We start from the raw sequence: 14,031 nt of genomic DNA on the forward strand, positions 1-14,031 counted from the left end.
TGGTGCAGGCCTGCACCACTGCGGCCAACGCGAGCATGAAGCTGGAGGAGCACGACACCGGCTCCGGCGGTGTCGACGGCGCCAAGTCCATGCTCGGCGCGCTGGCGGCCGGGCTGCAGGCCGCGTACGACCAGCTCCCGCCGGACGATGCCGGAGCTTGACCTCTCCCGGATCTTGGCGGTCATGTCGCCGAAGCAGATCCGGTCGATCGTCGAGGCCGGCCAGACCGAGCAGATCGCGCTCTGGTCCGGTGCCGTCCGGTCCGGCAAGACGATCGCGTCGCTGTTGGCGTTCCTCATCGCCCTCGCCGTCGCCCCGGACATCGGCATGATCGTCATCTGCGGGAAGACGAAAGAGACGATCGAGCGGAACCTCATCGAGCCGCTCCAGTCCGCTGAGCTGTTCGGGGTGCTGGCCAAGCAGGTCCACCACACCCGCGGCGCCGGCGTCGCGACGATCCTCGGCCGCACGGTGCACATCATCGGCGCCAACGACGTCCAGGCGGAGAGCAAGATCCGCGGCGCGACCATCGCGCTCGCCTACGCCGACGAGGCGACGCTGCTCCCCCGCGGGTTCTGGATGATGCTGCTGTCCCGGCTCTCGGTCCGCGGCGCCAAGCTGTACGCCACCACGAACCCCGACGGGCCGGCGCACTGGCTGCGGAAGGACTTCGTGCTCCGCGCGGCCGACGTCGGGCTGCGCTCGTGGCACTTCACGCTCGACGACAACCCGAGCCTGGACCCGGCGTACGTGGCGCGGCTGAAGCGGCAGTACGTCGGGCTGTGGTACCGGCGGTTCATCCTCGGCGAGTGGTGCCTCGCTGAGGGCGCGGTGTACGACATGTGGGACCCGGCCCGACACGTCGTCAAGGAGCTCCCGCAGATCGACCGCTGGCTCAGCGCCGGCATCGACTACGGCACCACGAACCCGTTCGCCGCGCTGATCCTCGGCCTCGGCCACCCGGAGCAGGACGGCGCCCGGCGGCTGTACCTCACCCACGAGTGGCGCTGGGACTCCAAGCACCAGCGCCGGTCCCTGACCGACGTCGAGTACTCCGAGCGGTTCCGGGGCTGGCTCGGCGAGCTCCCGCACCCGCACTTCCCCGCGGCGAAGGGCATCTGGCCGGAGTGGACGGTCGTCGACCCCTCGGCCGCCAGCTTCGTGCAGCAGCTGCACCACGACGGGCTCACGCCCACGCTCGCGCGGAACGAGGTCCTCGACGGCATCCGCACCCTGTCCTCGCTGTTCGCCCGCGACCTGCTCAAGGTCCACGAGTCCTGCGAGGGCTTCATCTCCGAGATCCCCGGCTACAGCTGGGACCCCGACAAGGCCGAGAAGGGCGAGGACGCCCCGATCAAGGCGGCTGACCACTCGCTCGACGGCGGCCGGTACGGCATCCACACCACCGAGGCGCTCTGGCGCCCCCACGTCCAGGAAGGACACGCAGCATGACCGAGCAGAAGCCCAGCATCGGGCGCATCGTCCACTACGCCCTCAGCGACTCCGACGTCGCGGAGGTCAACCGGCGCCGCAACGACGCCTACAAGTCGATGGCCCAGCACCGCGACAACGCGGACGGCTCGCAGGTGCACGTCGGCAACGCGGTGAACCCGGGCGAGGTCTACCCGATGGTGATCACCCGCGTCTGGGGCGACCAGCCGGGCGCGGCCGTCAACGGGCAGGTGCTGCTCGACGGCAACGACAGCCTCTGGGTCACCTCGCGGTGCGGCGGCGACGCTCCTGGCCAGTACGCGTGGCCGGCGCGCAGCTGATGCCGTACACCAGCCACGGCCACTGGGTCGGCTCCACCGAGCCCGGCGCCGCCGACGTGCCGCCGCGCCTCGTCGCCAAGTGCGGCGGCCCCGCGATCTGCGCACCGTGCGCGCGAGAGGCGATCGCCGCCGGGCACACCGGCCTCGACGACGTCGCGGCCGGCCGCTTTACCGTCCAGCGCCGCCGGTACGCCACCCGGGCCGAGCTGGCCGCGCTGATGGCCGAGCGGATGCGCGGCGAGAACGACATGGACTCGACGTGGGAGGACCACGCGAACGCCGCGCTGGACGCCCTCGCCGAGCTGCACGTCCCCGTCGACGCCCTCGTGAAGATCACCGTCGAAGAGGAGGCCTGACGTGCCGCTGCCCGAGGCCGGGACGCCGTGGCCGCCGAAGGACTTCGTCGAAGCCTTCGAGACCATCCGCGAGTGGGGCGCCTGGTACTCCGGCAACCCCGAGCAGCTCTCCGAGGTCTACGGACGGCTCGGCGGCCGGCTGGTCAACCACCCGAACCTGCGCCCGTCGCAGCTGCGCGGCGGCGTCGTCGGCACACTGGCCCGCTGGTTCTGGGGCCAGCCGATCCCGCCCGGGGAGAAGCGGTCGAAGCTGCACGTCCCGGTGGGGTCGGACATCGCGACCACAAGCGCGGACCTGCTCTATTCCGAGCCGATCACCCTCACGTCCGAAAAGGACGGGGTGCAGAAGCAGCTCGACACGATCGCGAACGACGACCTGCACGCCACGCTGCTGGAGTCCGCCGAGATCGCCGCCGCCAAGTCGGGCGTGTACCTGCGGATCGTCTGGGACAAGGACGTCAGCACCACCGGCCCGTGGCTGCAGGCCGTGCACGTCGACGCCGCCATCCCGGAGTGGCGCTACGGCAGGCTGACCGCGGTCACCTTCGTTCAGCAGCTGGCCTGCGACGCCCAGGTGGTCGTCCGGCACCTCGAACGCCACGAGGTGTTCAAGGGCGCCGGCCGGATCCTGCACGGGGTGTACGTCGGCACCGAGACCTCTCTCGGCAAGCCGGCGCCGCTCACCGAGTACCCGGAGACCGAGGGCCTGGCCGACGTCGTCGACGCTGACGGCGCGATCGCGACCGGGATCGACCAGCTGACCGCGGTGTTCATCCCGAACATCAAGCCGAACCGCGAATGGGGCCACCTCCCGAAGTGCGCGCCGTTCGGCCGCTCCGACTTCGCCGGCGTCGAGGGCCTCATGGACGCCGTCGACGAGGTCTACACCTCGTGGATGCGGGACATCCGCCTGGCCAAGGCCCGGATCATCGTCCCGGAGGCGTTCCTCCAGGACCGCGGACCCGGCCGCGGCGCGCAGTTCGACAGCGACCGTGAGGCGTACGAGGCCATCAACATGATCCCGGCGACGGACGGCTCAACACAGCTGACGCTGCAGCAGTTCGAGATCCGCTGGGAAGCACACGAGAAGTCCGCGCTGCACCTGTACGGCCGCATCGTGACGGAGGTGGGGTACTCGCAGCAGTCGTTCGGCCTCACCGGCGACGTGGCGATCACCGCGACCGAGGTGGCCGCGCGCGAACGCAAGTCGCTCACTACCCGTGGCAAGAAGATCAATTACCAGCGGCCGCGGCTGGCCGAGGCCGCGCAGGCGCTGCTGAAGATCGGCGTCGTCCACTTCGGCTGGAAGCTCGACGCGAGCGAAGCCCCGACGGTCAACTTCCCCGACGCCGTCCAGCCCGACCTGCTCAGCCTCTCCCAGACCCTCGCCCAGCTGGAGACCGCCCGCGCGGCCTCGGCCGAGACGAAGGTCCGGATGCTCCACCCGGAGTGGGACGACACCGAGGTGGGCGAAGAGGTCGGTCGGATCCTCAAGGAGTCCGGACCGATGCAGGTCGAGAACCCCGACACCTTCACCGGAGAGCCGGGCGACGGCAAGCCGCCGGCCGACAATCCCACGGCGGGCGAGTAGCGCGCGATGCCGGTCGACCGGACGCTCGGCGCGGACATCGCCGGCACGATCGCCGAGCTCTACCACGGGCTCGAGGTCCAGCTGGCCGACCAGATCTCCCGCCAGCTCCGCTCCGGCATCGACGAACCCCCGAACGCGGAGAAGCAGCTGGCCGCGCTCGGCATCCTGTCCCGCGGTGCCCGGTCGCTGCTGAACAAGATCGAGGCCGACCTGACCGGCACCGTCGAGCAGGCGATCGTGCTGGCGTACGACCGCGGCGGCGAGGCCGCGATCGCCGAGCTGGCCAAGCGGTCCGGGATGTCCGACCGGATGCTGGCCGACCTCCGCAAGCAGCTGCCGCAGCTGGGTGCGATCCAGCGGATGGTGTACGCGCTCACCAGCAAGCTGCTCGGCACGCACGTGCGGATCCTCCGCTGGGACCTCGACGCCTACCGGTCGGTCATGGCGAAGATGATGCTCACCGGCACCCTCACCGGCTGGGAAACCCGCCTCCGGACCGCGCAGCGCGCCTGGGAGGAGCTGCTGGCCCGCGGGATCACGGGGTTCACCGACAAGCGGGGCCGGAACTGGGAGCTCGCCTCCTACGTCGAGATGGCCTCGCGCACCGGCACCGCGCAGGCCGCGGTGCAGGGCAACCTCGACCGGCTCGCCGCCGCCGGCATCGACCTGGTGGTCGTCTCCGACGCGCCGCAGGAGTGCGCGCGCTGCCGGCCGTGGGAGGGCAAGGTCCTCGCGCGAACCGGCGGGCCGGGCGAGCGCACCGTCCGGGCGCTGCACGGCACCCAGGACCGGCAGATGACCGTCCGCGTGGCCGGGTCGGTCGTCGAGGCCGTCGCAGCCGGGCTGATGCACCCGAACTGCCGCCACAGCCTCTCCGCGTACCTGCCCGGCGTGACCCGGCTGCCGACCGACACCGCCGACCCGGACGGCGACCTCGCCCGGCAGAAGCTCCGCGCGCTCGAGCGGAAGGTCCGGAAGGCGAAGCTGCAGGCCGCCGGCGCGCTCGACCCCCAAGCCAAGAGGCAGTTCGAGGGCGACGTCCGCGCGGCGCAGGCCGAGATCCGCGAGCACCTCAAGACCGCACCCACCACGCTGTTCCGCCAGCCCCACCGCGAGCGGATCGGCACCGCCCGATGAGGAGTCCACAGTGGCCTTCAGCTTCGAAGACCTGCCCCCGGAGTCGAAGCGCGCCGCGTTCGCGCACATGGACGCGAAGCGCCTCGGCAAGGGCGCCCGGCACAAGAAGCTGTCCGCCAAGCAGAAGGGAGCCGTCGAGCACCAGGGCCGCGGGAAGGTGAGCGGCAAGCTCGGCAGCGGCTCGGTGAAGGGCCAGCTGTCCCCGGCCGACCGCGACAAGGGATCGATGGGCGGGAAGCTGCCCATCGCCAAGGCGCGGCCCGCAGCGGCGGCGCCGAAGGCTCCCGCCGAGCCCGACACCCCCGAGGGCCGGTTCGACAAGCACTTCACCGACTTCATGCACACGTTCACGGCGAACCAGTCGCACGGCTACGTGGGGATGGTTGACGTGCGGAAGGAGCTCGACGCCCGCGGGATGCCGCGGGCCGAGCAGGACACCCACCTGAAACGGATGAGCCGCGAAGGCAAGCTGCACATCGTCCCCGAGGACAACCGCAAGGCCATGACGCAGGCAGACCACGACGCCGCGATCCGCATCGGAGGCGAGCCGAACGACCTGGTCTTCCTCGCCGACGACGACGCCACGGACCGCGCCAAGCTGAAAGCGGCCGCGAAGCCGGAAGACCGCTACACCGGCCCGGCGAACCTCAGCTCCGGCCTCCCCGACAAGGACTACGGGGCCATGGCCAGCGACCGCCTGCAGCACCACGGGCCTGACGGCGTCAAGGCCCGGATCGCTGAGCTCGAAGCCAAGAAGCGCCCGCTGCCCGGTCAGCGCGCGGAACTCGCTGCGCTGAAGTCGCTCGACACCTCCCGTGCCGAGACGGCCAGCCCGGAGGAGATCAGCAAGCGTCCCCTCTCACAGGCGTACCTGAGCAGCGGAAAACCCACGGACGAAGACCAGACCGTGCTCGCCAACCGCTACCTGCTCATGCACGGCGACGCCGGCGTGAGCAAGAAGATCCTCCAGCTGGAGGGCCGGAAGCGGCTCAGCCCCGGCGACCGAGCCACGCTCGCCGCACTCCGGGCCCTGAAGAGGAAGTAGGGAGGCCGCCGTGGCCGATGGACCGAAGCTGGGCTCCGGAGCCCGGTTCAGGAAGCTCGTCGCCCAGGTGGCGGCGAAGGGCGCCAAGGCCGACGCGCCGCCCGCGCGCCGCCCCGGCGCCCGCAAGTTCGGGCGACTCGCCGGAAAAAAGCAGCAGTCCGAGTAGACCGTCCAGGAAGGACGTACGATCATGGCAGAACCGTCGCAGGGGCCAGGCGCCCCGGCTGACGCGGGAACCGGTGGCCAGGCGCCGCAGGGGACCCAGCCGCCCGCAACACCGCCCGCACAGCAGCAGCCCGGCCAGGCGCCGGACACCCAGCAGCAGGGCAGCCCGAGCATGACGCTCGAGCAGGCGCAGAAGGTCATCGACGATCTGCGCAAGGAGAACGCGAAGCACCGCACGGACAAGCAGAGCGCGACCCAGCAGGCCCAGGCGGCCACGCAGCAGCGCGACGCGGTCCTCAAGGCCCTCGGTCTCACCCCGGAAGGTTCCGACGCCCCGCCTGACCCGGACGCCCTGGCGGCGCAGGTCACGCAGCAGCAGGCCATCAACTGGGAAACCGCGGCCGAGAACGCGATCCTGCGGGTCGCGCCCACGGCCGGTGCGGACGCGGACGCTCTCCTCGACTCGAACGCCTTCCTCGACTCCCTCGGCGACCTCATCGCGCTGGACCCGAAGTCCGCCGAGTTCCGCACCAAGCTGCAGGCCCACATCACCGTGTGGGTCGACAAGCACCCGAAGCACAAGGCCGCGGCCGCCGCTCCGCCGGCGACGCGGTCCGGCGGTGACCACCCCGGCGGTGGCAGCACCCCCACCACCCGACCTCGTTCCCTCCAGGCCGCCGTGTCCAAGGCGCTCGGCAGCCGATAGTCCACTAGGAGCACGAAATGCCTGTGACGCTCGCTCAGGCGCAGCTCAACGCCGCGGTCGACCTCGACTACGCGGTCATCGACAACCTGCGCCGGTCCAGCTGGCTGTTCGACCAGATCGTCTTCGACGACGTCGTCACGCCCGGCACCGGCGGCGCCAGCCTCCAGTACGGCTACACCCGGCTGGTCACGGCCGCCTCCGCCGGTTTCCGCGCGTTCAACCAGGAGTTCGTGCCCGGCCAGGCGACCCGCGCGCAGGCGACGGTCAACCTCAAGCCGATGGGTGGCGCGTACACGCTGGACCGTGACCTCGCCAACCTCGGCCCGGCCTCGACCAACGAGAACACCTTCCAGCTGCAGCAGCTGCTGGCCTCGATCCCCATCCGGTTCGCCCGGGAGCTGCTCTTCGGCGACATCGCCGTCGACCCGCTCGGCTTCGACGGCCTGAACAAGGCACTCGCCGGCACCACCACCGAAGTCATCCCGAACGCGAGCGGCACCGCCTACGCGGACTGGACCAACACGACGATCAACACCGTCGACAAGGCCCACGACGCGATGGACCTGCTCGACCTGTTCCTGTCCAAGGTCGTGCCGTCCCGCACCGGCGGCATGACCGGCAACGACGCCGGCGAACTCCCGCCGGGCGTCAAGGCGATCATGGGCAACACCGACTCCATCACCCGCGTGCGGTCGATCGCCCGCCGCGCGGGCACCTACACCGAGTCCAAGGACGACCTGGGCCGCACGATCAAGAAGTACGGCGACTGGGTGCTCGTCGACCTCGGCGACCGGGAGGACGGCTCCGCGCCGCTCGTCCCGATCGAGACGCGCGACCCGGACGGTGTCGGCGCCGGCGGCAACATCACCGGCCTGACCGACCTGTACGCGGCCACCTTCGGCATCGACTCGCTGCACGGCGCGTCGAAGGCCGGTTCGCAGCTGCTGCGGACCTGGCTGCCCGACTTCTCCACCGCCGGCGCGGTGAAGACCGGTGAGGTCCAGCTCGGCCCGGCCGCGATGGTCCTCAAGAACACCAAGGCCGCGGCCGTGCTCCGCAACCTGAAGGTGCGGTGAACCCCATGACCACGTGGAAGATCAGCGCGCCGGTCACGGACTACACCGGCGAAGTCGCCGGCTGCGCGTTCGCACGCGGCCGCTACGAGGGCCCGGCGTCGGCCGGGGCGCTCAACTACTTCCGGGGCGCCGGCTACAGCGTCGAAGCGGTCGACGAGAGCCCGGCCGAGCCGGAAGAGACCGAGCCGCCCGCGCCGGTGCCCACCTTCGCCGACGACCCGAAGGTCGCGCCCGCGGGCAACGCGTCCGAGGCCGACTGGCGCACCCACTGCCTGGCCATCGGCGCGACCGAGGACCAGGTCAAGGACCTCAAGCGCGACCAGCTCAAGGAGCTGGCCGCCAAGATCGCGAAGGAGCAGCAGGCATGACCCAGCTCGGTGCCTACCGCGGCGTCGTGCGCGACGCCCTCTCCTGGCTGTCCAGTTCGGACCGCCCGGACCCGAACCAGGTGTTTCACCGCACGAACCTGCCGCGGGTGTGCCTGGACGACGTCCCGGCGGCCGCGTCCGGCGTGCTGATGTCGGTGGCGCTGTGGCTGAACGCCGGCGACCTGATCAGCTCGCTGACGTTCATCTCCGGCGCGACCGCGGCCGGCACGCCGACGAACCAGTTCGCCGCGCTGTACAGCAACGCCGCCACCCCGGCGCTGCTGGCGCAGTCCGCGGACGGCACGAACGGCGCGTGGGCCGCGGACACGGCGAAGACGTTCACCCTCGCCACCCCGGTCCGGATCGCCACCTCGGGGATTTACTGGGCCGCCCTGTCGGTCACGGCGACCACCGTGCCGACGCTCGTCGGTGCGTCCGCGGGCGCGAAGCCGGTGCTGACCGGGGAGGGCAACCTCGCCCAGACGTCCGGCTCGGCGCTCACCGCGACGGCCCCGGCGACGATCGCCACCCCGGCGTTCAAGCGCCAGGTCCCGCTCGTCATCGCGCAGTAGGCCCGCGCGGGCCCGGCCGGGAGACCCGGGCCCGCGCACCCCTCTGGAGGAGGTGAACACACCCGATGGCCCTCGTTTACGCCACGCTCGGCGACCTCGCCGGGAGCAAGCCCGAGGACGTCACGCTGTCCAGCAGCGACACCGAGCTGACGCGGCAGCTGGCGTCCGCGTCGAGGGAAATCAGGCGTGCCACCAAGACCGCGATCTACGACACCGACACCGACGGCTACCCGACCGACACCGACGTGCGGGAAGCGTTCCGGCTCGCCACCTGCGCCCAGGTGTACTGGTGGGCGGAGACCGGCGACGAGCAAGGCGTGGCCGGGCAGTTCACCAACGTCAGCATCGGGCCGGTGTCGATGTCCCGCGGCGGCGGCTCGGCCGGCAGCGGGGCAGCCGGGCAGGGGCGGCTCGCGCCCGCCGCGGACACCATCCTGCGCGACGCCGGCGTCCTCGCCGGGGCGATCGTCGCCTCCTACCCGTGGGAGGGCAGGTAGTGAAGCTCCCGAAGTGGCTGCTCCAGCACAAAGTCACCGTCGAGCCCTTCGCGGGCGCGGGCGCGAACGGGCCCGTGTACGGCACCGGCGTGGCGGTGAAGTGCTTCCGGGAGGACAAGCGCCGCCTCGTCCGCGGGCCGAACGGCGAGCAGGTCGTCTCCGAGACGACGCTCTACTGCCTGCCCGGCACCGTCGCGCCGCCGCAGTCCCGTGTGGACCTCGGCACCCGGGTGGCCACCGTCATCACCGTCGCCGACCGCGACGGCGGCAAGCTCCCCGTCCCCTCGCACGTGGAGGTGAACTGCACGTGAGCATCCGCGCCGAGGTGAACTGGAACGGCGAGCAGGTCGACGCCGAGGCCACCGCGGCCGCCGAGCACGGCCTGGCCCTCGGAGCCGAGCACGTCCTGCAGGCGTCCCGCGCCGTCGTGCCGCTGGAGGAGGGCACGCTGGAACGGTCCGGCGTCGCGAGCCAGGACGGCCTCGAAGCCGCGGTCTCCTACGACACCGTCTACGCCGCCCGGCAGCACGAGGAACTGACCTGGCGGCACACCGAGGGCCGCACGGCGAAGTACCTCGAGGGACCGCTGAATGCCGAGCAGGGCACGGTCGCCGAGATCATCGCCGCCGAACTTCGGAGGGCCCTCGAATGAGCTTCACCGGAGACCTCCTCGACGGCCTGGCGGCGTACCTCGCTGCGGCCGGCGCCGGCGCCTATCGCGGCGACGGCTCGGCGTACCTGCCCGGAGAGACGGCGATCGTGTTCGCCGCGATGCCCCAGACCCCCGACCGGGCGATCGTGCTGTCGGACTACCCCGTCACCGACGACCCGTCCCTTTCGGACTCCCGGATCGGCGTGCAAGTCAAGTGCCGCGGCGGCACCAACCCCCACGACGTCAAGGCGATTAGCGACGCTGTCTTCGACGTGCTGCATGGCAAGACCGCCTTCAACCTCGGCCCCGTGCGCGTCGTCCAGGCGCTGCGTAACTCCGGCGTCCCGCTCGGCCGCGACGACAGCAACCGGTGGGAGCACAGCGACAACTACTACCTGACCGTCCACAGGCCCAGCGCCAACCGCACCTAGGAGAACACGATGCCCGTCCCGACTCGCAGCCCGCTGGGCGCATCGACCACCGCCCGGAAGTGGTACCTCGACGTCGACACGAACTTCTCGACGGTGAGCCCGAACTGGATCGGCGTGTTCGGCATCACCGACTTCCAGCCGAAGTCCGACCCCACCATGCAGGACGACTCCGACTATGACTCCGAAGGCTACGGCTCGGAGACCAAGACCGCGGAGAAGTGGTCGCTGGTGATGAAGGTCGCCCGCAAGGTCACCGTCGCGGACGCCACCGTGTACGACCCAGGGCAGGAATACCTCCGCTCCCGCGCGATCGGCAAGATGGGCCCGAACAACAGCGTGCACGTCCGCTGGTACGAGATGACGCCGAACGGCCCGCGCGCCGAAGCCTACGACGGGATCGCCTCCGTCACCTGGTCCCCCGACGGCGGCAAGATGTCCGACCTCGACATCGTGTCGGTGACCCTCGGCGGCCAGGGTAAGCAGAACCCGATCACGCACCCGAACACCGGCGCCGTCATCCCCGTCATCACGCTGCTCACCCCCGCCGGGGGCGCGGCCGCGGGCGGCAACCTGGTCCGGATCGCCGGCACGAACTTCACCGGCACCACGGGCGCGACCGGCGTCAAGATCGGCGGCACCAACGCCACCGCCTACGACGTCATCTCCGACGGCCTGATCGAGGCCATCGCCCCGGCGCACGCAGCCGGCCAGGTCGACGTCATCGTCACCAACGCCGCGGGCGCCTCGGCTGCCACCGCCCAGTCGAAGTACACCTACAGCTGATGGCTGCACTCAAGGACCTCACGCAGTTCCTCGGGGACGAGGTGCTGGCGGTCAAGGTGTCGGGCAAGGCACATCCGGAGGGCAAGGAATACCGGATCGCCGAGCCCGACGCCGACACCGGCCTCTACCTCATGGCGCTGGCCCAGACCGCCAAGCGCACGGCGGCGGGCGCGGAGGTGACGCCGGAGGAGCTGGCCAGCCTGCAGTTCGACGGCGGCCGAGAGGTCGACCTCACGCGGATGGTGCTCGGCGACGTCTACGACGAGCTGTGCGCCGACCAGGTCCCGCTGCGCAAGATCGCCGGCGTGACGCAGTACGCGTTCGTCCACTTCACGATGGGCGAGGCGGTCGCCGAGCAGCTGCTGCCGGGGGAAGCCCCGGCCCCGAACCGGAAGACACGCCGGAAGGCGTCACGGGGCGGGGCGACTACGACGCCGCAACCGGGCTCCACCGCTGGTACGACCTCAGCCCGGAAGCGAAAGCGGAAGCCGAAGGCACGGTAGGCCCGACCTGGGTCGAGCTGCTCGCGAAGTGGGCGCTCGTCGAGGCGGACCTGCACGAGCTGTACGGCATCGACGTCGGCGACCGGGCCTTGCTGAAGGCTCGGTCCTGGCGGTGGCTCCGCGTCCGCATCCAGGGCCTGCTCCAGTCCCCCGACACCCGCGTGCACCGGGTGTTCTTCCCACCCCCACCGCCGGACCCGAGAAGGAGGTAGCCGCGTGGCGCTGAACATCGGCGAGCTCGTTGCCTACCTCAAAATGGATAAGGCTGACTGGGACGCGGCCAAGGTCTCGGCGAAGCACGACCTCGACGACATCGCCGACGAGGCCGAGAAGTCCGGCAAGAGGATCGACAAGTCCACAAAGGACACGGCCAAGAAGGTCGAGTCGAACTTCAACGGGATGGCCTTCGGCGGCCTCTCGTTCGGTCTACCCGCAGCGGCGGCCGTTGGCGCGGCCGGCGTCGTCGCGGCGCTGACCATCGCCACCGCCGCCTTCGTCGGTGTCGGGCTTGGCGCGGCGCTGGAAAGCCGCCGCGTATCCGACGCCTGGAGCGCCACCTCCGAGCACATCACCGACCAGACCAACCAGATGTCCACCGTCCTCGAGGACGGCCTGGTCGGGGCGGCCGGGGACGTCGACGCTGCTTTCTCCCGGATGGCGCCGCGGATCCAGCAGGGCATGAAGGACGCCGCGCCCGCCGTCCGGGAGCTGGTCGGCGCGGCGACCGACCTCGCCGAGGAGGCACTGCCCGGCGTCGAGGTCGCAGCCCGCAACGCGCTGCCGCAAATCAAGGGAATCCGGGAGTTCGCCGGGCAGGCCGGGGCCGGCGTGTCCGACATGTTCATCGCCATGTCGCGTGGCTCGGTGGACGCGGGCGCTGGAATGCGCCAGCTGGGCGGCATCACCCGAGAGCTGCTCGGGTTCCTCGGCAACCTGGTCACGAACCTGGCCGCCAATCACAGCGAGCTCGGCGTGCTGCAGGGCGGTCTTACGCAGGTCGAATCCGCGCTGCTGAAGGTGACCTCCGCCGGGTCGCCGGTGATCACCTTCCTGCACGGTTTCGGCCAGGCTGGATCCGGCGCGCTCGGCGTGATCAACGGGCTGGTGTCCGTGCTGTCGGCGCTCCCGCCTGAGGTCACGCAGTTCGGTGGCTCGCTGCTCGCCACGAACATGATCCTCTCGAAGTTCGGGATCGACGCCTCCGCCAAGTTCGAGGGCCTGGCCGCGAAGGTCAAGGCCGCGAAGGGCCCTGTCGACGCTCTGAAGACGGCTGGGCAAGGCCTCGTCGAAGGCGCGTTCAGCCCCGCCGCGATCGCCACCGTCGGGCTGTCGATCCTGCTTTCCGAGCTCGGCCGGCGGCAGCAGGAAGCCGCCCAGAAGGCGGCCGAGCACAAGGAAGCTGTGCGGCAGCTCGTCGATGCGCTGCGGCAGGACGCGGGCGTTCTTGGCGAGGCGTCGAAGGCGACGATCGCAAAGTCGCTGGCCGACAAGGACGCTGCAGGGAACGCCGGCGCGCTCGGCGTGAGCATGTCCACCGTTCAGGCTGCGTCGCTCGGCAACTCCGTTGCGTTGGAGACGCTGAAGCACCACACCGACTTCATGATCGATGGCTGGCAGCGGTCGGGCCAGCTCACCGATGCCCAGGCCGAAGCGCTGAAGAAGAACACCAACTGGCTGCGCGAAAACGGTGGTGCCGCCAACACCGTCGTCAATGACTACGGCAACCTGTCGGCCAGCCAGCAGAACGCGTTGCGCGCCGCGGAGAACCTCACCGGCGCAGTCGGCGACCAGATCCGCCAGGCGCGTGAAGCGCACGAGACGTACCTCGCCCAGGAGGAAGGTCTCAGCGGCCTCTCGAGGGCGTACATCGAGGTCCGCGACCGCGCCCTGGAGGCGTACAACGCCACCCAGCAGCTGAACAACGCGCAACTCGGTCTCCGCGGGGCGGTGCTGACCACCCAGGAGGCGACCGAGAAGTACGACAAGGTCATGAAGGACCACACCGCCAGCACCCGCGACAAGGAGAAGGCGACGCTCGAGCTGGAGCGCGCCCAGCAAGCGGAGATCGAGGCGGCTAGGCAGCAGGGCATCGCGGCGTCCAAGGCCACCTCGGACATGGGCCGGCAGGCCGATGGGATGCGTGCGGCGAATGCCGAGGCGATCAAGCTGGCGAGCAGCTTCAGCGGTCCGCTCCCCGCCAGCCTGCAGCAGACCATCTCCAAGATGACCGTCACCGAGGCGCAGGCGCTTGGCCTGAAGGTCGAGATCAACAAGGTCGGGCAGGCGGTCTACACGCTGCCCAACGGCAAGCAGATTGTGCTCACCGGCGACAACAACCAGGCCCTCGACGCGGCCTACGCTGTCCAGCGCGCGCTGG

The 14,031-nt window shown here is 70.8% G+C and carries 18 protein-coding genes; all 18 read left to right on the top strand.

All coding sequences use genetic code 11. From position 1 onward, the window contains the following. The first annotated feature begins 183 nt into the window (after positions 1-183). Positions 184-1,452 (top strand): PBSX family phage terminase large subunit, encoded by a 1,269-nt coding sequence (locus CCN39_RS27775; protein ID WP_208630407.1) that lies wholly within the window; start codon positions 184-186, stop codon positions 1,450-1,452. After that, positions 1,449-1,772, top strand: a complete 324-nt coding sequence (locus CCN39_RS27780; RefSeq protein WP_086846805.1) for a hypothetical protein — start codon at positions 1,449-1,451, stop codon at positions 1,770-1,772. The genes CCN39_RS27775 and CCN39_RS27780 overlap by 4 nt, the downstream gene beginning before the upstream one ends. Continuing rightward, positions 1,754-2,128 (top strand): hypothetical protein, encoded by a 375-nt coding sequence (locus CCN39_RS27785; RefSeq protein ID WP_086846809.1) that lies wholly within the window; start codon positions 1,754-1,756, stop codon positions 2,126-2,128. The genes CCN39_RS27780 and CCN39_RS27785 overlap by 19 nt, the downstream gene beginning before the upstream one ends. Position 2,129: 1 nt before the next feature. Further along, the gene (locus tag CCN39_RS27790; RefSeq protein WP_086846810.1) at positions 2,130-3,719 is read left to right on the top strand and encodes a hypothetical protein; all 1,590 of its coding nucleotides are present in this window, start codon (positions 2,130-2,132) and stop codon (positions 3,717-3,719) included. Positions 3,720-3,725: 6 nt separating this feature from the next. Then, entirely contained in the window at positions 3,726-4,856 is a 1,131-nt protein-coding gene (locus tag CCN39_RS27795; protein WP_086846812.1) for a phage minor capsid protein, read from the top strand. A gap of 10 nt (positions 4,857-4,866) precedes the next feature. Beyond that, positions 4,867-5,901: a hypothetical protein gene (locus CCN39_RS27800; RefSeq protein ID WP_086846814.1), complete on the top strand. Its 1,035-nt coding sequence runs from the start codon at positions 4,867-4,869 to the stop codon at positions 5,899-5,901. Positions 5,902-5,911: 10 nt separating this feature from the next. After that, on the top strand, positions 5,912-6,067 hold the full coding sequence (locus tag CCN39_RS50265) for a hypothetical protein (protein ID WP_158104552.1): 156 nt from the start codon (positions 5,912-5,914) through the stop codon (positions 6,065-6,067). A gap of 24 nt (positions 6,068-6,091) precedes the next feature. Continuing rightward, positions 6,092-6,772, top strand: coding sequence for a hypothetical protein (locus CCN39_RS27805; protein WP_143264173.1), 681 nt, complete (start codon positions 6,092-6,094; stop codon positions 6,770-6,772). 17 nt (positions 6,773-6,789) lie between these two features. Next, positions 6,790-7,848, top strand: coding sequence for a major capsid protein (locus tag CCN39_RS27810; RefSeq protein ID WP_086846818.1), 1,059 nt, complete (start codon positions 6,790-6,792; stop codon positions 7,846-7,848). 5 nt (positions 7,849-7,853) lie between these two features. Then, on the top strand, positions 7,854-8,216 hold the full coding sequence (locus CCN39_RS27815; RefSeq protein ID WP_086846820.1) for a hypothetical protein: 363 nt from the start codon (positions 7,854-7,856) through the stop codon (positions 8,214-8,216). After that, positions 8,213-8,788 (top strand): hypothetical protein, encoded by a 576-nt coding sequence (locus CCN39_RS27820; protein WP_086846822.1) that lies wholly within the window; start codon positions 8,213-8,215, stop codon positions 8,786-8,788. Before CCN39_RS27815 ends, CCN39_RS27820 begins: the two co-directional genes overlap by 4 nt. Positions 8,789-8,853: 65 nt before the next feature. After that, a complete protein-coding gene (locus CCN39_RS27825; RefSeq protein ID WP_208630409.1) occupies positions 8,854-9,285 on the top strand; it encodes a head-tail connector protein in 432 nt (143 codons plus the stop codon). Then, a complete protein-coding gene (locus CCN39_RS27830; RefSeq protein ID WP_086846824.1) occupies positions 9,285-9,596 on the top strand; it encodes a hypothetical protein in 312 nt (103 codons plus the stop codon). Before CCN39_RS27825 ends, CCN39_RS27830 begins: the two co-directional genes overlap by 1 nt. Further along, the gene (locus CCN39_RS27835; protein ID WP_167455201.1) at positions 9,593-9,937 is read left to right on the top strand and encodes a minor capsid protein; all 345 of its coding nucleotides are present in this window, start codon (positions 9,593-9,595) and stop codon (positions 9,935-9,937) included. Before CCN39_RS27830 ends, CCN39_RS27835 begins: the two co-directional genes overlap by 4 nt. Beyond that, positions 9,934-10,368 carry a minor capsid protein gene (locus CCN39_RS27840; RefSeq protein ID WP_086846826.1) on the top strand — a complete coding sequence of 145 codons (435 nt, stop codon included), beginning with the start codon at positions 9,934-9,936 and terminating at the stop codon, positions 10,366-10,368. The genes CCN39_RS27835 and CCN39_RS27840 overlap by 4 nt, the downstream gene beginning before the upstream one ends. Before the next feature lie 9 nt (positions 10,369-10,377). Next, the gene (locus CCN39_RS27845) at positions 10,378-11,151 is read left to right on the top strand and encodes a phage tail tube protein (protein ID WP_086846828.1); all 774 of its coding nucleotides are present in this window, start codon (positions 10,378-10,380) and stop codon (positions 11,149-11,151) included. Continuing rightward, complete coding sequence (locus tag CCN39_RS50270) at positions 11,151-11,654, top strand: DUF7426 family protein (RefSeq protein WP_158104553.1); 504 nt, start codon at positions 11,151-11,153, stop codon at positions 11,652-11,654. The genes CCN39_RS27845 and CCN39_RS50270 overlap by 1 nt, the downstream gene beginning before the upstream one ends. A gap of 216 nt (positions 11,655-11,870) precedes the next feature. Continuing rightward, the coding region (locus tag CCN39_RS27855; protein WP_086846829.1) for a hypothetical protein at positions 11,871-14,031 on the top strand (2,161 nt) is incomplete at its 3' end.

Source organism: Amycolatopsis kentuckyensis (genome assembly GCF_002155975.1).
Classification (GTDB): domain Bacteria; phylum Actinomycetota; class Actinomycetes; order Mycobacteriales; family Pseudonocardiaceae; genus Amycolatopsis; species Amycolatopsis kentuckyensis.